Origin of the sequence: Micromonospora sp. NPDC053740 (assembly GCF_040677775.1) — a bacterium.
Taxonomy (GTDB): Bacteria; Actinomycetota; Actinomycetes; order Mycobacteriales; family Micromonosporaceae; genus Micromonospora; species Micromonospora alfalfae.
Genome location: NZ_JBFASO010000003.1, coordinates 742,232 through 757,643, shown reverse-complemented (window position 1 = coordinate 757,643; position 15,412 = coordinate 742,232). Strand labels below are relative to the sequence as shown.

The 15,412-nt window shown below is 72.1% G+C and carries 15 protein-coding genes; 2 read left to right on the top strand and 13 right to left on the bottom strand.

Annotated elements, in window-relative coordinates:
* Window positions 1-40: 40 nt before the first annotated feature.
* The 6 genes from ricT to tmk form a co-directional block, all read right to left on the bottom strand.
* Complete coding sequence (gene ricT, locus AB0K35_RS12345) at window positions 41-880, bottom strand: regulatory iron-sulfur-containing complex subunit RicT (RefSeq protein ID WP_112585777.1); 840 nt, start codon at window positions 878-880, stop codon at window positions 41-43.
* A gap of 300 nt (window positions 881-1,180) precedes the next feature.
* Window positions 1,181-1,861 (bottom strand): hypothetical protein, encoded by a 681-nt coding sequence (locus AB0K35_RS12340; protein ID WP_357365833.1) that lies wholly within the window; start codon window positions 1,859-1,861, stop codon window positions 1,181-1,183.
* Window positions 1,861-2,166 carry a hypothetical protein gene (locus AB0K35_RS12335; RefSeq protein ID WP_030334249.1) on the bottom strand — a complete coding sequence of 102 codons (306 nt, stop codon included), beginning with the start codon at window positions 2,164-2,166 and terminating at the stop codon, window positions 1,861-1,863. Before AB0K35_RS12335 ends, AB0K35_RS12340 begins: the two co-directional genes overlap by 1 nt.
* Window position 2,167: 1 nt before the next feature.
* Window positions 2,168-2,497, bottom strand: a complete 330-nt coding sequence (locus tag AB0K35_RS12330) for a YbaB/EbfC family nucleoid-associated protein (RefSeq protein ID WP_007454690.1) — start codon at window positions 2,495-2,497, stop codon at window positions 2,168-2,170.
* 121 nt (window positions 2,498-2,618) lie between these two features.
* Window positions 2,619-3,881 carry a DNA polymerase III subunit delta' gene (locus AB0K35_RS12325; RefSeq protein WP_238668820.1) on the bottom strand — a complete coding sequence of 421 codons (1,263 nt, stop codon included), beginning with the start codon at window positions 3,879-3,881 and terminating at the stop codon, window positions 2,619-2,621.
* Window positions 3,881-5,980 (bottom strand): dTMP kinase, encoded by a 2,100-nt coding sequence (tmk, locus tag AB0K35_RS12320; protein ID WP_112677647.1) that lies wholly within the window; start codon window positions 5,978-5,980, stop codon window positions 3,881-3,883. The genes AB0K35_RS12325 and tmk overlap by 1 nt, the downstream gene beginning before the upstream one ends.
* A 307-nt stretch (window positions 5,981-6,287) precedes the next feature.
* On the opposite strand from tmk, the gene AB0K35_RS12315 reads away from it, so the two are divergent.
* On the top strand, window positions 6,288-7,496 hold the full coding sequence (locus tag AB0K35_RS12315) for an amino acid deaminase/aldolase (protein ID WP_238668818.1): 1,209 nt from the start codon (window positions 6,288-6,290) through the stop codon (window positions 7,494-7,496).
* Window positions 7,497-7,546: 50 nt separating this feature from the next.
* Here the strand turns inward: AB0K35_RS12315 and AB0K35_RS12310 are convergent, their stop codons facing one another.
* Window positions 7,547-8,152, bottom strand: a complete 606-nt coding sequence (locus tag AB0K35_RS12310) for a TetR family transcriptional regulator (protein WP_238668816.1) — start codon at window positions 8,150-8,152, stop codon at window positions 7,547-7,549.
* Between the two features lie 226 nt (window positions 8,153-8,378).
* On the opposite strand from AB0K35_RS12310, the gene AB0K35_RS12305 reads away from it, so the two are divergent.
* Window positions 8,379-9,695 carry a D-arabinono-1,4-lactone oxidase gene (locus AB0K35_RS12305; protein ID WP_238668814.1) on the top strand — a complete coding sequence of 439 codons (1,317 nt, stop codon included), beginning with the start codon at window positions 8,379-8,381 and terminating at the stop codon, window positions 9,693-9,695.
* A gap of 37 nt (window positions 9,696-9,732) precedes the next feature.
* Here the strand turns inward: AB0K35_RS12305 and AB0K35_RS12300 are convergent, their stop codons facing one another.
* The 6 genes from AB0K35_RS12300 to AB0K35_RS12275 form a co-directional block, all read right to left on the bottom strand.
* The gene (locus tag AB0K35_RS12300) at window positions 9,733-10,146 is read right to left on the bottom strand and encodes a GDSL-type esterase/lipase family protein (protein WP_363885169.1); all 414 of its coding nucleotides are present in this window, start codon (window positions 10,144-10,146) and stop codon (window positions 9,733-9,735) included.
* A gap of 16 nt (window positions 10,147-10,162) precedes the next feature.
* A complete protein-coding gene (locus AB0K35_RS12295; RefSeq protein WP_238668811.1) occupies window positions 10,163-10,312 on the bottom strand; it encodes a hypothetical protein in 150 nt (49 codons plus the stop codon).
* Entirely contained in the window at window positions 10,312-10,611 is a 300-nt protein-coding gene (locus AB0K35_RS12290; RefSeq protein ID WP_363885167.1) for an antibiotic biosynthesis monooxygenase, read from the bottom strand. The genes AB0K35_RS12295 and AB0K35_RS12290 overlap by 1 nt, the downstream gene beginning before the upstream one ends.
* The gene (locus AB0K35_RS12285) at window positions 10,608-11,237 is read right to left on the bottom strand and encodes a TetR/AcrR family transcriptional regulator (protein WP_363885165.1); all 630 of its coding nucleotides are present in this window, start codon (window positions 11,235-11,237) and stop codon (window positions 10,608-10,610) included. The genes AB0K35_RS12290 and AB0K35_RS12285 overlap by 4 nt, the downstream gene beginning before the upstream one ends.
* A gap of 209 nt (window positions 11,238-11,446) precedes the next feature.
* Window positions 11,447-14,278, bottom strand: coding sequence for a type I DNA topoisomerase (topA, locus tag AB0K35_RS12280; RefSeq protein ID WP_238668806.1), 2,832 nt, complete (start codon window positions 14,276-14,278; stop codon window positions 11,447-11,449).
* A 417-nt stretch (window positions 14,279-14,695) separates the two neighbouring features.
* Window positions 14,696-15,325, bottom strand: coding sequence for a hypothetical protein (locus AB0K35_RS12275; protein ID WP_363885282.1), 630 nt, complete (start codon window positions 15,323-15,325; stop codon window positions 14,696-14,698).
* Window positions 15,326-15,412: the final 87 nt, after the last annotated feature.

Sequence of the window (15,412 nt, the reverse complement as noted above, 5' to 3'; positions counted from 1 at the left end):
CGCGGGACTGGCGGACCCGGGGGGGCCGGCGGACCCGGGGTTAGGGGGTGTAGTGCTGGTCGTGGGCTTGGCGGGGGGCGCAGACGGAGGCTCGGGAGCAGGAGCAGCGGGAGCCGTCGGCGTCCAGGCGGACGGTCACCGCGTCGCGAGGGACGCTGTGGCCGACGACCCGGCCGTCACCCTCGGGGGTGGAGACCCGACTGCCGACCGCCGGGGCGGTCTCCTGAAAGCGCTGGTAGAGCGGGTGCTCGTACTTGAGGCAGCACATCAGCCGCCCGCACGCTCCGGAGATGCGCAGCGGGTTGAGCGGTAGGTCCTGGTCCTTCGCCATCCGGATGGTCACCGGCTCGAAGTCGGTGAGGAATGTGGCGCAGCACAGGTCCCGACCGCAGGAGCCGATGCCGCCCTGCACCCGCGCGGAGTCGCGGGCGGAGAGCTGGCGCAGTTCCACCCGACAGTGCAGGGTCGCGCCCAGGTCGCGGACCAGGGACCGGAAGTCCACCCGGTGCGGGGCGGTGAAGTAGACGGTGCTGCGCTCACCGCCGCTCTCGGCGGAGCCGAGCACATGGTCGACCGCCACCACCTTCATCGGCAGGCCGTGCGAGCGGATCAGCCGTTTCGCTGCCACCTTCGCCTCGGCCTTGCGCCGACGTAACGCCTCGTCCCGGCGGAGGTCGTCGTCGCCGGCCAGCCCGACCAGGCGGGGGAAGCCGTCGGTCTCCTCGGTCACCCACTGCGCGGCCCACACGCACTCCGCCACCTCGGGCCCGTCATCGGTGGGCACCAGCACCCGGTCGCCCACCTGCGGGCGCAACTCGCCCGGGTCGAGGTAGTAGAGCCGCCCGTACCGGTTGAAGCTGACCGCGCAGAGCATGCCCATCCCCCCACCCTACGACGGGTCACGGCACAAGGCGCACCGGCCGGCTACGCCCCGCTGCCATTCATGACCGTCGACTCGACCTATTGCCGGGCGTCCCGTCGTGCCGTTGCTGCTCGCCCGGACGGTTGAATCCGGGGCCGGGCAGGAGACAAGACGTGCCTCGGCGGCGTTGAGTGGAGGCAGACCTGCGGGGGGTGCAGGGGGAAGACCACGGCGTCGCCGTGGGCGCCGGCTTCAGGTCAGGCGCCCGCGAGCGACGCCGTGGCCTGTCCGAGGCAACGCGGCCACGGCCGGGCCCGGTTACCAGCCGACCCGGGTGGGCTGGTCGTAGCGGGGACGCCCGTCCGTCGGCGGACGCCACGCGGTTTCGGCCAGGCTCGGCGCCCACTGACGCAGCAGGGTCTCCGCACCGTCGTACGCGACGCAGAGCACTGCCAGCACCCGTGCGGCGATCTCGGCCGCGTCGGCCACACCCGGCCCGACCGGCCCGGGGCGCGTCGACGCACCGGTGGCGGTGGCGGCGACCACGGCGACCGCTTCGGCCGAGCGGAGCACGTCGGCCAATGTGCGGGCCAGCGCGAGACGGCTGCCCTCCACCCAGTCGGCGAGGGCGTCGGCGTATCCGGCTGTGGACTCGAGTCGCCCGACCAGGCTGTCCGGCCCCTCGTCGAGGTGGCGTAGCAGCGCCGCCCGCTGTTGCCCGTACGCCGTGGCGGCCGGACCGGACCAGAGCACCGAGTCGGTGAGCGCGGCGGAGACGTCGTCGTACCCCCGGACGAGCCGGCGCACCGCGTGGCCGGCGCTGGCGAGCGGCGCCGGGTGCAGGTCGAGGAAGCTGCGAACCGCGTCGCCCGGCAGCACCTGCATGCGGCGCAGCAGCGGCCAGACCCGGTGCCCCTCGGGGACACCGGCCGCGATCAGTCTGTCCACCCGGCGGAGCAGGTCGAGGCCGGGCTCGGCGAGCCGGTCCAGCGCGTCCATCACGGTTCCCCGGTGAGCCGGCGGCGGGCCGCCCTGTCGACCTCGGCGTAGCGGTCGGCGGCTTCCCGCACGGCCGCCGCGGCGGCGGCCAGTCGACCGGCGGCGGCGCGGGCCTCCCGAGCCCGGTCGTCGGTGGCGGTGGTCCACTGCCGGTGCAGCGCCCGACCGATCTCGCCCGGCCGGCCCGGTGCGTCGGCGCCGAACGCGGCCTGAGCCGGATCGCTGGCGGTGACGGTGTGCGAAACGAGGGTGAGCGTGGCGCTCGCCTCGTCGAGTCGGGCGGAGAGCGCGCGCAGCGTGTCCATCTCAGGCCCCCGCGAGCGGTCGGTAGGCGGCGAACGTCTCGTTGTGCAGCTTTTCCCGGGCCCATTCGGCGGCGTCGGCCGCTGCGGTGACCGCGGCCTGCACGGAACCGGCAACGTCGCGCGGGCTGCGGGTGTGCAGCGGCCCGAGGAACCGGACGTCGGTGATCCGTCCACCGGCGGTGACCACCACCTCGACCAGGCCGTCCGGCGAGCGGACGGTCACCTCGACGGTCGACACCGCCTGGTCGAACTCGGCCTGGAGGGACTCGATCCGGCGGTAGCGTCGCACCGCCTCCTCGATCCAGGCTTCGTCGATCTCCCCCCGCGGCATCGGCCGACTCCTCCCGGGTGATCCATCACTCAGTGTGGTGCCACCATCACCACGGCACAGGGACCGTACCGCACCGCAATCGGGCCTGTCGATGCCTGTGGACAACGGCCGGAAGTGCGGGTCAGCCCTTCCAGAGGGCGAGCATCATCGCCTCGACCGCGATCCGCGGCTTGACGTTCGCCTCGATCGCCGCACGGCAGGCGAGCACGGCCTCCAACCGGCGCAGCGATCCCTCGGCGTCCCACTTCTGCGCGCCGGCGCCGGCCAGCGTGGCAGTGTCGGTGTGCACCGGGGCGACGGGTGCGCGCAGCGCCATGGTGAGCGCGTCCCGGTAGAAGCCCGCGAGGTCGACCAGCGCCCGGTCCAGTGCGTCCCGCTGGGCCCGGGTGGCCCGGGACTTCTGCCGCTTCTCCAGCTCCTTGAGCTGCCCGGCAGCGCCCCGCATGGCGCCGGCCGCGCCCCGGCCGGTGCCGCCCGCGCCGAGCGCGGTCTCCAGTGCCGCCCGCTCGGTGGTGTCGGCCTCGGTGACCGACGCCTCGGCCTCCGCCTCGGCCGCCTCGATCAGCGCGGACGCCGCGTCGAACGCCGCGCCGACACCGGTCAACCGGCGGGGCACCGCGAGCACCGCCTCGCGTCGTTTGCGGGCCTCCGGGTCGCGGGCCAGCCGGCGGGCCCGACCCACGTGACCCTGCGCGGCCGCCGCCGCCCACTGCGCCACGTCGGGGGCGATGCCGTCCCGGCGAACCAGCACCTCGGCCACCGCCTCGGCCGGCGGCTGCCGCAGGGGTACGACCCGGCAGCGCGACCTGATGGTCACCGAGATGTCGTCCGGGTGGGTGGACGGGGCGCAGAGCAGGAAGACCGTCCGCGGCGGGGGTTCCTCGATCGCCTTGAGCAGCGCGTTGCCGGCGGCCTCGGTGAGCCGGTCGGCGTCCTCGATGACCACCACCTGCCAGCGCCCGCCGGACGGGGTGCTGGCCGCGCGGAGCACCAGCGCGCGCATCTCGCCGACGCCGATGGAGAGCCCTTCCGGCACCACCATCCGCACGTCGGCGTTGGTGCCGCCCATTGTGGTGTGGCAGCCGGGGCACTCACCGCAGCCGGTGCCGTGCACGCACTGGAGTGCGGCGGCGAACGCCCGTGCGGCGACCGAGCGGCCGGAGCCGGGTGGCCCTGTGAAGATCCACGCGTGCGTCATCCCGGCGGACGGGTCCAGCCCGCCGCTCACTGCGTCGTCGGCAGCGGACCCGTCACCGCTGGCCGGGCCGGCCGCGACCAGCGCGGCGGCGCCAGCGCGCAGCACGGCGGCTGCCGCGGCGGCTGCGCGCCGCAGCTCGACCACCGCCTCGTCCTGACCGACCAGGTCGGCGAAGACGTCCGGCATCAGGTCTTGTGCTCCATCGTCACCAGCTCCGCGTCGGATAACTCAGGTTGCACCGAGGTGTCCGGGCCCTGCGCCGGCCGCGGGTGCACGATGCCGCCCGGCTTGCCGAGCATCTCCTCGACCCGCCGGACCACCAGCCCGGTGATCTCGTCGGCCGGCCGGGAGGCGTCGAGCACCAGGTAGCGCTTCGGGTCGGCGGCGGCGAGGTCGAGGAACGCGTACCGGACGCGCTCGTGGAAGGCGACCGACTCGGCCTCCAGCCGGTCGGTGCCGGTGTTGCGCGAGGCCACCCGGGACAGGCCGGTGCGCGGTTCGACGTCCAGCAGCACCACCAGGTCGGGCTTGAGCCCACCGGTGGCCCAGGAGGAGAGCCAGGAGACCTCGTCGACGGGCAGTGTGCGGCCGGCGCCCTGGTACGCCAGGGACGAGTCGACGTACCTGTCACTGATCACCACGCCGCCCCGAACCAGCGCGGGCCGGACGACGGTGGCCACGTGGTGCGCCCGGTCGGCGGCGTAGAGCAGCGCCTCGGCCCGGGGGGAGGGCGCGTCGTCGCCGGAGGTGTCCAGCACCAGCGACCGGATTCGCCGGCCGACGCCGGTGGCCCCCGGCTCGCGGGTGACCACCACCTCTCGGCCGTGCCCGCGCAGCCGCTCGGAGAGCGCGGTGAGCTGGGTGGACTTCCCCGCGCCCTCGCCGCCCTCGAAGACCACGAAGAGCCCGGCGGAGACGAACGGCTCGGCGGGCATCAGCGGACGGCCCCGGATGGAGCCCCACAGGTCGGCGAGGACCGGGACACCCTTCTTGTCGTCCATCTGGCCGAACGCGCTGATCCCGGCGAAGATGCCGGCGGCACCGGCGGCGAGCAGCAGCAGTCGGGTGGAGGAGACGGAGATGCCGAGGTCGGCGATCTCCAGCTTGCGGGAGCCGCCGACACCGACCAACACGCTGCTCAGGCCGATGGCAAGGATCAGCACCAGCCGGGTGCCGATCTGCACCACAGCGAAGACCCGGCCGCGCACCTCGTCGGCCACCTCGCCGCCCAGCAGCGTGGTGCCGGCCAGGAAGGCCATCCCGGCACCGGCGCCGACCAGCACCGCGCCGACGATCGCCATGGACAGGTGGATGGCGAAGGCGAGGGTCATCACAGCGGCGCTGGCCAGCACGATGCTCATGCCGAACCAGCGGCGTCGGGACATCTCCTTGACGACCATCGGGCCGAGCCCGATGCCGAGCGCCAGACCGACGAAGATCGCGCCGAAGAGCAGTGAGAACGCCGCGTCGCCCGCGCCCAGCGAGTTGGCGAAGAACTTGGCGGTGCCGACCACGATGCCGCCGCCGGCGAACGCGCCGAAGATGCCCAGCACCAGGCCGCGGACCAGCGGGGTCTGGCCGATGTACTTCCAGCCCTCGGAGAACTGCCGGAACATGCTCTGCTCGGCACGCTCCGCCTCACCGCGCTGCGCCTCGCTGATCTCCTTGATCCCGAACGCCACCACCAGCGCCGTGGCCAGCCGGGAGAAGGAGTTGAACCAGAGCGCGAGCTGGGCCGGCTCGGCCCAGGAGGGCAGGTCGCCGCCGACGGCACCACGGACGCCACGGTCGAGCACGGCGAGGCCGATGGCGGCGGCGACGGGGGTGAGGCCGTAGGTGGTGATCAGGGTGAGCTGGTTGGCCGCTTCCAGCCGGGCCCGGGGGATCAGGTTCGGGACCGCGGCCTCCTTGGCCGGGATCCAGAGCAGGGTGAGCGACTCGATCAGGAAGGTGGCGATCAGCGCCCAGCCGACCACCAGGCCACCCGCGGCGCCGCTGAGGGCGTAGAGCGGAATGGAGGCGAAGAGCACGAAGCGCAGCAGGTCGCAGATGACCATCGTCCAGCGCCTGTCGAACCGGTCGGCGAAGACGCCGGCCACCGGGCCGAGCACCAGCGCGGGGAGCAGCCGGATGGCGGTCACCCCGCCGAACGCGGCGCCCTGGGCGGTGCTGCCCTGCACCTGCGAGGCGGCGAAGAGTGCGGTGGCCAGCAAGCCGAGCCAGTCGCCGAAGGAGGCCGCGCCGAGCACGATCCAGAGCCGTCGGAACGGCCGGATGCGCAGCACGGACCGGATCGCGGCATAACCGGACGGATCAGCCTGGCCGCCGTTGGGCTGCGTGGCGGCGTTGCCCGACTGGTCACCCGGGCGCGACACGCCGGGCGACTCGCCGCTGTTCTGGCTTTCGATGGCCGTACCTCCACGTGCCGGCCCATCGCTGGGCACCTCCGGTGCAACACTCTAGACCCGGTGGGGGCCACCCCCCGGGCGACATTCTCCTGCTCGCTGAGCCTAGGCCGCCGGAGGTACCGGCCGCAGCCCGGACGTACGCGAGGGTATTTCGCATTCTCCGTCGGACAGTTAGCGTGCACACGTGGCCATCGAAAGCGACAAACTTCGCGAGCGCCTGGATCGGGCGACTGCCCACCTCGACCCCCCGTACGCGGTGGTCGACCTCACCGCCTTCGACGCCAATTCGGCCGCCCTGGCCGATCGCGCCGCCGGAAAACCGGTCCGCCTCGCCAGCAAGTCGGTCCGCAGCCGCGAGTTGATCAGTCGAGCGCTCGCGCGGCCGGGCTGGCATGGCGTGATGGCGTTCACAGTGCCCGAGGCGATCTGGCTGGTCCGCGCCGGCGTCAGCGACGACGTGCTGGTCGCGTACCCGAGCGCGGACCGGGCCGCCCTCGCCGAGCTGGGCGCCGACCCGACGCTCGCCGCCGCCATCACCCTGATGATCGACGGCACCGGCCAACTCGACCTCATCGACGCGATCGAGGCCCCGGGGCAGCGCGCCGAGCTACGGCTCTGCCTGGATCTGGACGCCTCCTGGCGACCGCTGCGCGGCCGGGTGCACGTCGGCGTCCGCCGCTCACCGGTGCACAGCGCGCGGGCAGCCGGCGCGCTCGCCGCAGCCGTCGCCGGTCGGCCCGGCTTCCGGCTGGTCGGGCTCATGTCGTACGAGGCGCAGATCGCCGGCCTGGGCGATGCGCCGCCGGGCAAGACACTGCTGGCCGGCGCGATCAGGCTGGCCCAGCGCGGGTCGTACCGCGAGTTGCTGGCCCGCCGTGGCGCGGCGGTCGCCGCGGTACGCGCGCACGCCGACCTGGAGTTCGTCAACGGCGGCGGCACTGGCAGCGTGGCCGCGACCAGCGCCGATCCCGCGGTAACCGAGATCACCGCGGGATCGGGCCTGTACGGGCCGACACTGTTCGACGCGTACCGCGCCTGGCGTCCCACCCCTGCGGCGTTCTTCGCCTGCGCTGTGGTCCGTCGACCGACGCCGGAGCTGGCGACGGTGCTCGGCGGTGGTTGGATCGCCTCCGGCCCGGCCGCCGACAGTCGACTGCCCCGGCCGTGGCTACCGGCTGGGCTGAAGCTGGTCGGCACCGAGGGCGCCGGCGAGGTGCAGACCCCGCTGTCCGGAGCGGCGGCGGCCGGGCTGAGCGTCGGCGACCGGGTGTGGTTCCGGCACGCCAAGGCAGGTGAGCTGTGTGAACGGGTCAACGAGCTGCACCTGATCGAGGGGGACGCGGTAGTGGCGACCGTGCCCACCTACCGGGGTGAGGGGCAGGCCTTCCTCTGAGACCGGGCAGCCGCCCCCACCGCCGGCCGAGGCCCGCCCGCCGCGCCGACTCAGGCGGGTTGGGGCGCCTCGGCCTGCTTGCCGACGGGGGACCGGCCGTTGTCCGGGCCGTCGACCTGACGGTGCAGGTACTCCCGGATCAGCGCCTTCGCCTCCAGCAGCACCCGCTCGTCGCCCTCGGACTTCCGGCGGAACGCGAGCTTGATCAGCGCGTCCGCCGCCTCGACCGCGATCTCCAGCACGAAGCGCAGCTTGGGCACGTCGGTGAGCCCGAAACGCTCGGTGAGCACCCGGGCCAACTGGTCGGCAATCACGCCGTTGTTGTCCCGCTGCTCGTCGAGCAGGTGCAGGTCGACCACGTCGCCGAAGTGCAGGGTACGGAAGCCCGGGACGGTACGGTGCATGGTGATGTACTCGTCGATGCCCGCGTCGACGCCGTCCCACCAGTGGGTCATCTCGTCGGAGGCGAACCTCTCGTCGAGGCGCTGGAGGTAGGACTCCATGGTCCGCAGGGTCAACGCCTGCACAATCGCCCGCTTGTCCGGAAAGAACTGGTAGACCGACCCGATCGCCACCTCGGCCCGCTCGGCGAGCAGGGTGGTGGTCAGCCCCTCGTACCCCACCTCGTCGACGAGTTCGGCGCAGGCATCCAACATGCGCTGTACCCGCGCGACACTTCGACCTTGCACCGGTACGCGGCGCAGCGGCCCGGTCGTGGCGGCTGGTGTGGACACTCTGCGCCACCCCCCTTCGACGGATGAACATATCTCCACGTCACGAGTCCGTGACTACCGGTACAACGAGCGGATCGCAATTGCGGTATTTACCAGCTAGAACGTTCCTGATATGAAGTCAGTTCATATTCATGAATGAGGAGTGCGCATGGTCCGCACCGCACCGCTCGGGGCTGGATGGTCCAACTGGGCCGGGAACCAGCGTGGCAGCGCCAGCGCGATCCTGCGCCCCGGCTCGCCGACCGACGTCGTAGAAGCCGTCAGATCTGCCGCCGCCGACGGCGCTCGGATCCGGGTGACGGGCAGCGGCCATTCGTTCACCGCCGTCGCACTCGCCGACGACCGTCGGATGGACCTGTCCGAGCTGGACACCATGGTCAGCGTGGACGTCGCCCACCGACTGGTCACCGTGCCGGCGGGCATGACCCTGCACACGCTCAACGGCCTGCTCGCCCGGCACGGCCTCGCGCTGCCCAACCTCGGCGACATCGACGCGCAGACCGTCGCCGGGGCGATCTCCACCGGCACCCACGGCACCGGAGCCGGCTACGGGTGCCTCTCCACCTTCGTCGAGGCGATCACTCTGGTCACCGGCACCGGCGAGGTGCTGCGCTGCTCCGCCGACGAGCATCCCGACGTCCTCGCCGCCGCCCGAGTGTCACTCGGCGCGCTCGGCGTCCTGGTGGAGGTCACCCTGCGGTGCGTTGACGCCTTCGTCCTGCGCGCCCACGAACGACCGGCCGAGCTGGCCGACGTGCTCGGCGAACTGCCCGAGCTGATCGGCCGGCACGACCACGTCGAGTTCTACTGGTTCCCGTACACGTCGCGGGTCCAGGTCAAGGCCAACGACCGGGTACCGGCCAACGACCGGCCGCTGTCCCGCTGGCGCGGCTGGATGGACGACGACTTCCTGTCCAACCGGGTCTTCGCCGGCGCCTGCCGACTCGGCCGGGCCGTGCCCGCGCTGGCACCGGGGATCAGCGCCGTCTCCGCCCGCGCCCTCACCGAACGCCAGTACACCGGCCGCTCCGACCGGGTCTTCTGCACCCCGCGCCGGGTCCGCTTCGTGGAGATGGAGTACGGCCTGCCCCGCGAGGCGTTGCCGGAGGCGCTCGCCGCGCTCCAGCGGATCGTGGACGGCCTGCCGTTCAAGGTGCTCTTCCCGGTGGAGGTGCGGTTCACCGCCGCCGACGACATCTGGCTGTCGCACGGCTACGGCCGGGACAACGCCTACATCGCCGTGCACCAGTACGTCGGTATGCCGTACGAGCCGTACTTCACTGCCTTCGAGCAGGTGGCCGCCGGGTTGGGCGGTCGCCCGCACTGGGGCAAACTGCACTACCGCGACGCCGCCTCGCTGGCCACCGCGTACCCCCGCTTCGCGGACTTCCAGGCCGTCCGCGACCGGCTCGACCCGCACCGCGTCTTCACCAACCCCCACCTGAACCACGTGCTCGGGGTCTGACGGCTCCCGTCGGCGCGCGCCATCGCGGTGACCAGCGCTAGAGCGCCAGGTCGTCCAGGTTCACCGCGTCGGCCATCGCCTCCGCGCCCCTGTCGTTCAGGTGCATGCCGTCGCCGCTGTCCAGCGCCGGGTGGATGTGGTCGGGGGCGTGCGGGTCCGCGACAGCGCTCGCCACGTCGAAGGCGTCAGTCGTACGGATCCAGTCGTTCACCTCGCGTCGGGTGGCGAGGCCTGCCGGTGTGCTGATCTCCGGGCCGGCGCCCGCGAAGGGGCCGATGGTGGCGGCGACGATCCGCAGACCGGCGCCGTGGACGCGGTCGGCCAGCTCGCGGAAGCCCTCGACGAGGGCGTCGGCGGTGACTGGCGGCTCGCCCAACATGGCCGGCAGACCGAGGTCGTTGATACCGAAGTGGACCAGAACGTGGGTCCGGAAGCCGGCTGTCCAGATCATGGTCGTTTCGGGCCCTTCAGATGTCCAGGACGACCCGGCCGCTGGCCGAGCTGTGTTCGGCCAACTCGTGCGCGTGTGCGATCTCCGCCAGCGGAAGACGGGCGGCGATGGGGTAACGCAGATCGCCGCGTGCCGGGCCCTGCCTGTCGTACCACGCGGCGCGCATCACGCACCCACCACGTCGGTCGTCGTGCCCTCCTCGGCGCTGATCACCGAATCGATCAGGGAGAAGAACGTCTGGATGCCGGGCCGGTTCGCGCCCCGGCGGCGGGATTCGGCGTAGTCCTCGGACGAAGCCCAGAAGACGATGTCCAGCCACTCGTCCGCGCCCAGCCGGATCAGCCGTGCGCCGAGGAAGCCGGCGCGATCGGCCTCGAAGTCGCGCAGCATCGCCGGCCGCGCGGCCAGCAGATCCTCCGCGCGCTCGGCGGGGACGCGGAACCGGGTGATCTCGACGGTGGTCATCGTGCCTCGATCCGTTCGGGTGTAGTTTCGGAGTCGCTGACACCCAGCATCAGTCTGAGCTGGGTCAGCAGGACGTCGCGGAAGTTCGCTGGTGCCGGCGTGGGATGGTGCTGAACCCGCGAGACGATCAGACCGGCCAGCGCGGCGAGCAGGAGATCCGTCACCGCCTCGGCATCGTGGGCCGGCGTGAACGCCCCCCGGGCGGCGCCCTCCCGGACGGCGGCCAGGAAGGGCTCCCGGTAGCGCTGCTGCACAGTGGCGCTGTAGTCGCGGAGTTCGTCGTCGCGCATCGCGGAGCGCCAGAACTCGACCAGGACCTGCCTTGTGCTCTCCGAGTTGTGCAGGCTCCGGTCCACCAGCGCGACGAGTCGTCGCCACGGATCGGCCTCGGCGGCGGACACCGCTCGCAGGGCCTCCACCTCCCGGTCGGTGAAGACCTGCATGGCCTCGATGATCATGTCTTCGCGGGAGCCGAAGTAGGTCTGCAGGGTGCTGATCGCCACCCCGCCGGCCGCTGACACGTCGGTGAAGCGGGTGTTCTCGTAGCCACGGGTCGCCAGCACGGCGGCCACGGCGTCGAGAACGGCAGCCCGCTTCTCGCCGCCCGCCCGCCTCTTGCGGATCATCTCAACCTCGGCGGGCACAGCTCGCAGATCGGCATGACCAAGCGGTACGGCGGTACCGGCGAAGCGACGAGCGGCACCACCTCAGCGTGATCGGAAACACCTGGACCACGACCACAGCCGTAGATCTTGGACAGTTTCCGTTCAGAGAAGACGGAAACTGTCCAAGATCTGGAGCGCCGCGTCACGGATCAGAGCGGCCCGGACGGGAGTTACTCGGTGCTGGTAGCTGCCTTGCGCGGGGCGGCCTTCTTCGCCGGAGCCTTCTTCGCCGCCGTCGCCTTGGCAGTGGTGGTCTTCTTCGCGGCGGTGGACTTGCTGGCGGCGGCCGTCTTCTTCGTGGCAGTCGCCTTCTTCGCTGGCGCCTTCTTCGCCGCCGCCTTCTTCCGCGGCGCCGGACCCTTCGCCCGCTTCTCGGCCAACATCTCGGACGCTTCCTCGATGGTCAGCGCCTCCGGCGTCTGCCCGCGCCGCAGCGACGCGTTGAACTCACCGTCGGTCACGTACGGGCCGAACCGGCCGTCCTTGATCACCATCGGCTTCTCGGTCGCCGGGTCCACGCCCATCTCGCGCAGGGGCGGCGCCGCGGCTCGCCGTCCACGCGCCTTCGGGGCGGCCAGCAGAGCCAGCGCCTCGTCCAGCGTGACGGTGAACATCTTGTCCTCGGAGTCCAGCGAACGGAACTCCTCGCCCTGCTTGACGTACGGGCCGTAGCGGCCGTTGTTGGCGAAGACCTCGACGCCGTCCGGCGCGACACCGATCAGCCGGGGAAGGCTGAGCAGCTTGAGCGCCTCCTCCAGGGTCAGCGAGTCCGGCGTCTGCGTCCGCAGCAGCGACGACTTCCGCTCGCCGCTTGACACGTACGGCCCGAACCGGCCGGACTTGAGCACGATCGGCTCGCCGGTGCCGGGGTCGTCGCCGAGCTTGCGCTCGCCGCTGCCGCCCAGGAACAGCTCGTGCACCTTCTCCGGGGTCAGCTCGTCCGGGGCCAGGCCCTCGGGGATCGGCGCCCGGTCACCCTGGGAGCCACCCTCCTCGCCCTCGGCGGCCGGTGCCGGCTGCTCGCCACCGGGCAACTCCCGTTGCAGGTACGGCCCGTAGCGGCCGACCCGCACGACGACCTCGCGGCCGTCGTCGTCGGTGAAGAGCGGGATGGAGTTGACGCTGCGGGCGTCGATGTCGCTGAGGTTCTCGGTGACCAGCTTCTTGAGCCCGCCGGAACGGGCGATGTCCTGGTCGCCGGCACCGTTGGAGCTGCCGAAGTAGAACGCCGTGAGGAAGTCGACAGCAGCGTGGTCACCGCCGGCGATCTCGTCCAGCTCGTTCTCCATCGTGGCCGTGAAGTCGTAGTCGATGAGGCGTGGGTAGTGCCGCTCCATCAGCCCGATCACCGCGAAGGCCAGGAACGTCGGGATCATCGCCTGGCCGCGCTTGGTGACGTACCCCCGGTCCTGGATCGTCTGCATGATCGACGCGTAGGTGGACGGGCGGCCGATGCCCAGCTCTTCCAGGGCCTTGACCAGCGACGCTTCGGTGTAGCGCGACGGCGGCTGGGTGTGGTGACCCTGCGCGGCCAGCTCGTCGGCGGTCAGCGGCTGATCCTTGACCAGGGTGGGCAGCCGGCGCTCGGCGTCCTCGGCCTCGGCGTTCTCGTCGTCGCTGGACTCGACGTAGGCGCGCAGGAAGCCCGGGTCGGTGATGGTCTTGCCGGTCGCGCCGAAGTCGGCTTCCTCCTGCGAGGTGGAGACCGCCCGGATGCGCACCGACACGCTGGAGCCGACCGCGTCGGTCATCTGCGAGGCGATGGTGCGCCGCCAGATCAGCTCGTAGAGCTTGAACTCCTCGGCGGACAGCTCCTTGGCCACCTCGCCCGGGGTACGGAAGTTGTCCCCCGCCGGGCGGATCGCCTCGTGCGCCTCCTGCGCGTTCTTCACCTTGCCGGTGTAGCGGCGCGGCTCCGGCGGAACGCTGCGCTCGCCGTACAGCTCGACGATCTGTCGGCGGGCCGCCGAGATGGCGGTCTCCGACAGGTTGACCGAGTCGGTACGCATATAGGTGATGTAGCCGTTCTCGTACAGGCGCTGCGCGGTGCGCATCGTCTGCTGCGAGGACAGGCGCAGCTTGCGGGCCGCCTCCTGCTGGAGGGTCGAGGTGATGAACGGCGCGTACGGGCGACGGCGGTAGGGCTTCTCCTCGACCCGGGTGACCGTGAACGGCCGTCCGTCGAGCCGGGCCGCCAAGCCACGGGCGCCGCTCTCGTCGAGGTGCACCACCCCGGCGCCGGCCCGAACCCGACCGGTGGTCGGCTCGAAGTCCTTACCGGTGGCGATCCGGTCACCGTTCAACGCGATCAGCGTGGCGTTGAAGTTTCGCGGCCCCTCACCGGCGTTCGCCACGGCGAGGGTGGCCAGGATGTCCCAGTACTCGGCGGTGCGGAAGGCCATCCGCTGCCGCTCCCGCTCGACCACGATGCGGGTCGCCACGGACTGCACCCGGCCTGCCGAGAGCCGCGGCATGACCTTCTTCCACAGCACCGGGGAGACCTCGTAGCCGTACAGCCGGTCGAGGATCCGGCGCGCCTCCTGGGCATCGACCAGATCGCGGTCGATCTCCCGGGGGTTGGCCACCGCCGCCTGGATCGCCGGCTTGGTGATCTCGTGGAAGACCATCCGCTTGACCGGGACCTTGGGCTTGAGCGTCTCGACCAGGTGCCAGGCGATCGCCTCGCCCTCGCGGTCCTCATCCGTCGCCAGGAAGATCTCGTCGACTTCCTTGGCCAGCTTCACCAGCTTGCTGATCTGCTGCTTACGGTCGGCGGAGACGACGTAGAGCGCCTGGAAGCCGTTGTCGACGTCCACCCCGAGCCGGGCCCAGGGTTCCTTCTTGTACTTGGCCGGCACGTCGGCGGCGTTGCGCGGCAGGTCGCGGACGTGACCGAAGCTGGCCTCCACGACGTACCCCGGGCCAAGGTAGCCCGAGATCGTCTTGGCCTTCGCCGGTGACTCGACGATGACCAGACGGGTGGTTCCAGCGTTGCTCGGCACGTCTCTCCCCGACCTCACTCCTGCTCGTGGTCTGCCGGCGCCCGGACAGCGACCGCTTTCGACCCCGCCGTCGCACCGGCGGTCCGGATGTCCAACGTAACGCGCCGCCCGCGTTTCGGGTTTCGCGGGCCGCAAAACGCTTCGACGCGGCGGTCGACGCCGCCCCACCGCGCTCAGCACTGCCGGACGGCGCCACCGTACACCGTGGGTAGGGCTCGAAGCGGGTCACTGTGACGATGGCGGACCCACCACCGAGACCCGACCCGCCCGTTTTCCGCCTGGATCGACCCGCCCGCTGTCCGGCACCGGACACCCGGCCGGCACCGCCCAATCGCGTCGATCATGGACTTGTGGTGGGCGTTTTAACCCCGGAGGAGCAATACGTCCCCCACCGCAACTCCATGATCGACCCGGGGGTCAGGTTGGCCAGGTGTTGGTTGGGGCTGCGGGCGGCGGCGCGCCGACCAGCTCGGCCAGCCGGGAGAGTCGGCGGCGGCCGGTGATCCGGTACGCCGGGCCGCCCTCACCCGGGCCGAGCAGCGTTCCGGCCAGCCCCGCCGAGGCGAGCGCCACGCCGATCGACTCCCAACACTCCTGGTCGTCGGCGCCCAGCCGTAACAGGAAGCAGTCCGGAGGCTCCGCCGTCCCGGCGGCGGCGAGCCACAGCCGCAACCGTCGACCGGTCAGGTGGAACGCGTCCGGCGGGCGTTTCGTCGTACCGTGCAGCCAGGCGGCCGCGAGCGGCTTCAAGACCCGGGTGTACGAGGTACGAACGGCGTGTCGCGCGCCCTCGGTCGGCTCCCAACTGGCCGCCAGCCCACGCGACGCCAGCTCGGCGACGAGCACGTGCACTCGCCAGGCGGCGTCCACCTGCACCGAGAGCCGGGCGGTGCCGCCCATCCGGACCACCTCACCCGGCCCGGCGAGCAACCCGGCCAGGTCGGCGACTGTCGGTTCGGCCGCGTCCGCGCCGAAGAAGACAAGTTGCCGGCCCGCATCGTCACCCTGCTGGGGGGAGCCGCGCTGCGCCGGGCCGGCCTGCGGCACGCCGCCGCGGCGTCGCCCGGGAGTGGGCGTGTCGGACTCGGGCGCGGGGAACAGCGCCGGGGGCGGCTGTGCCTTCCCGGTGTCACC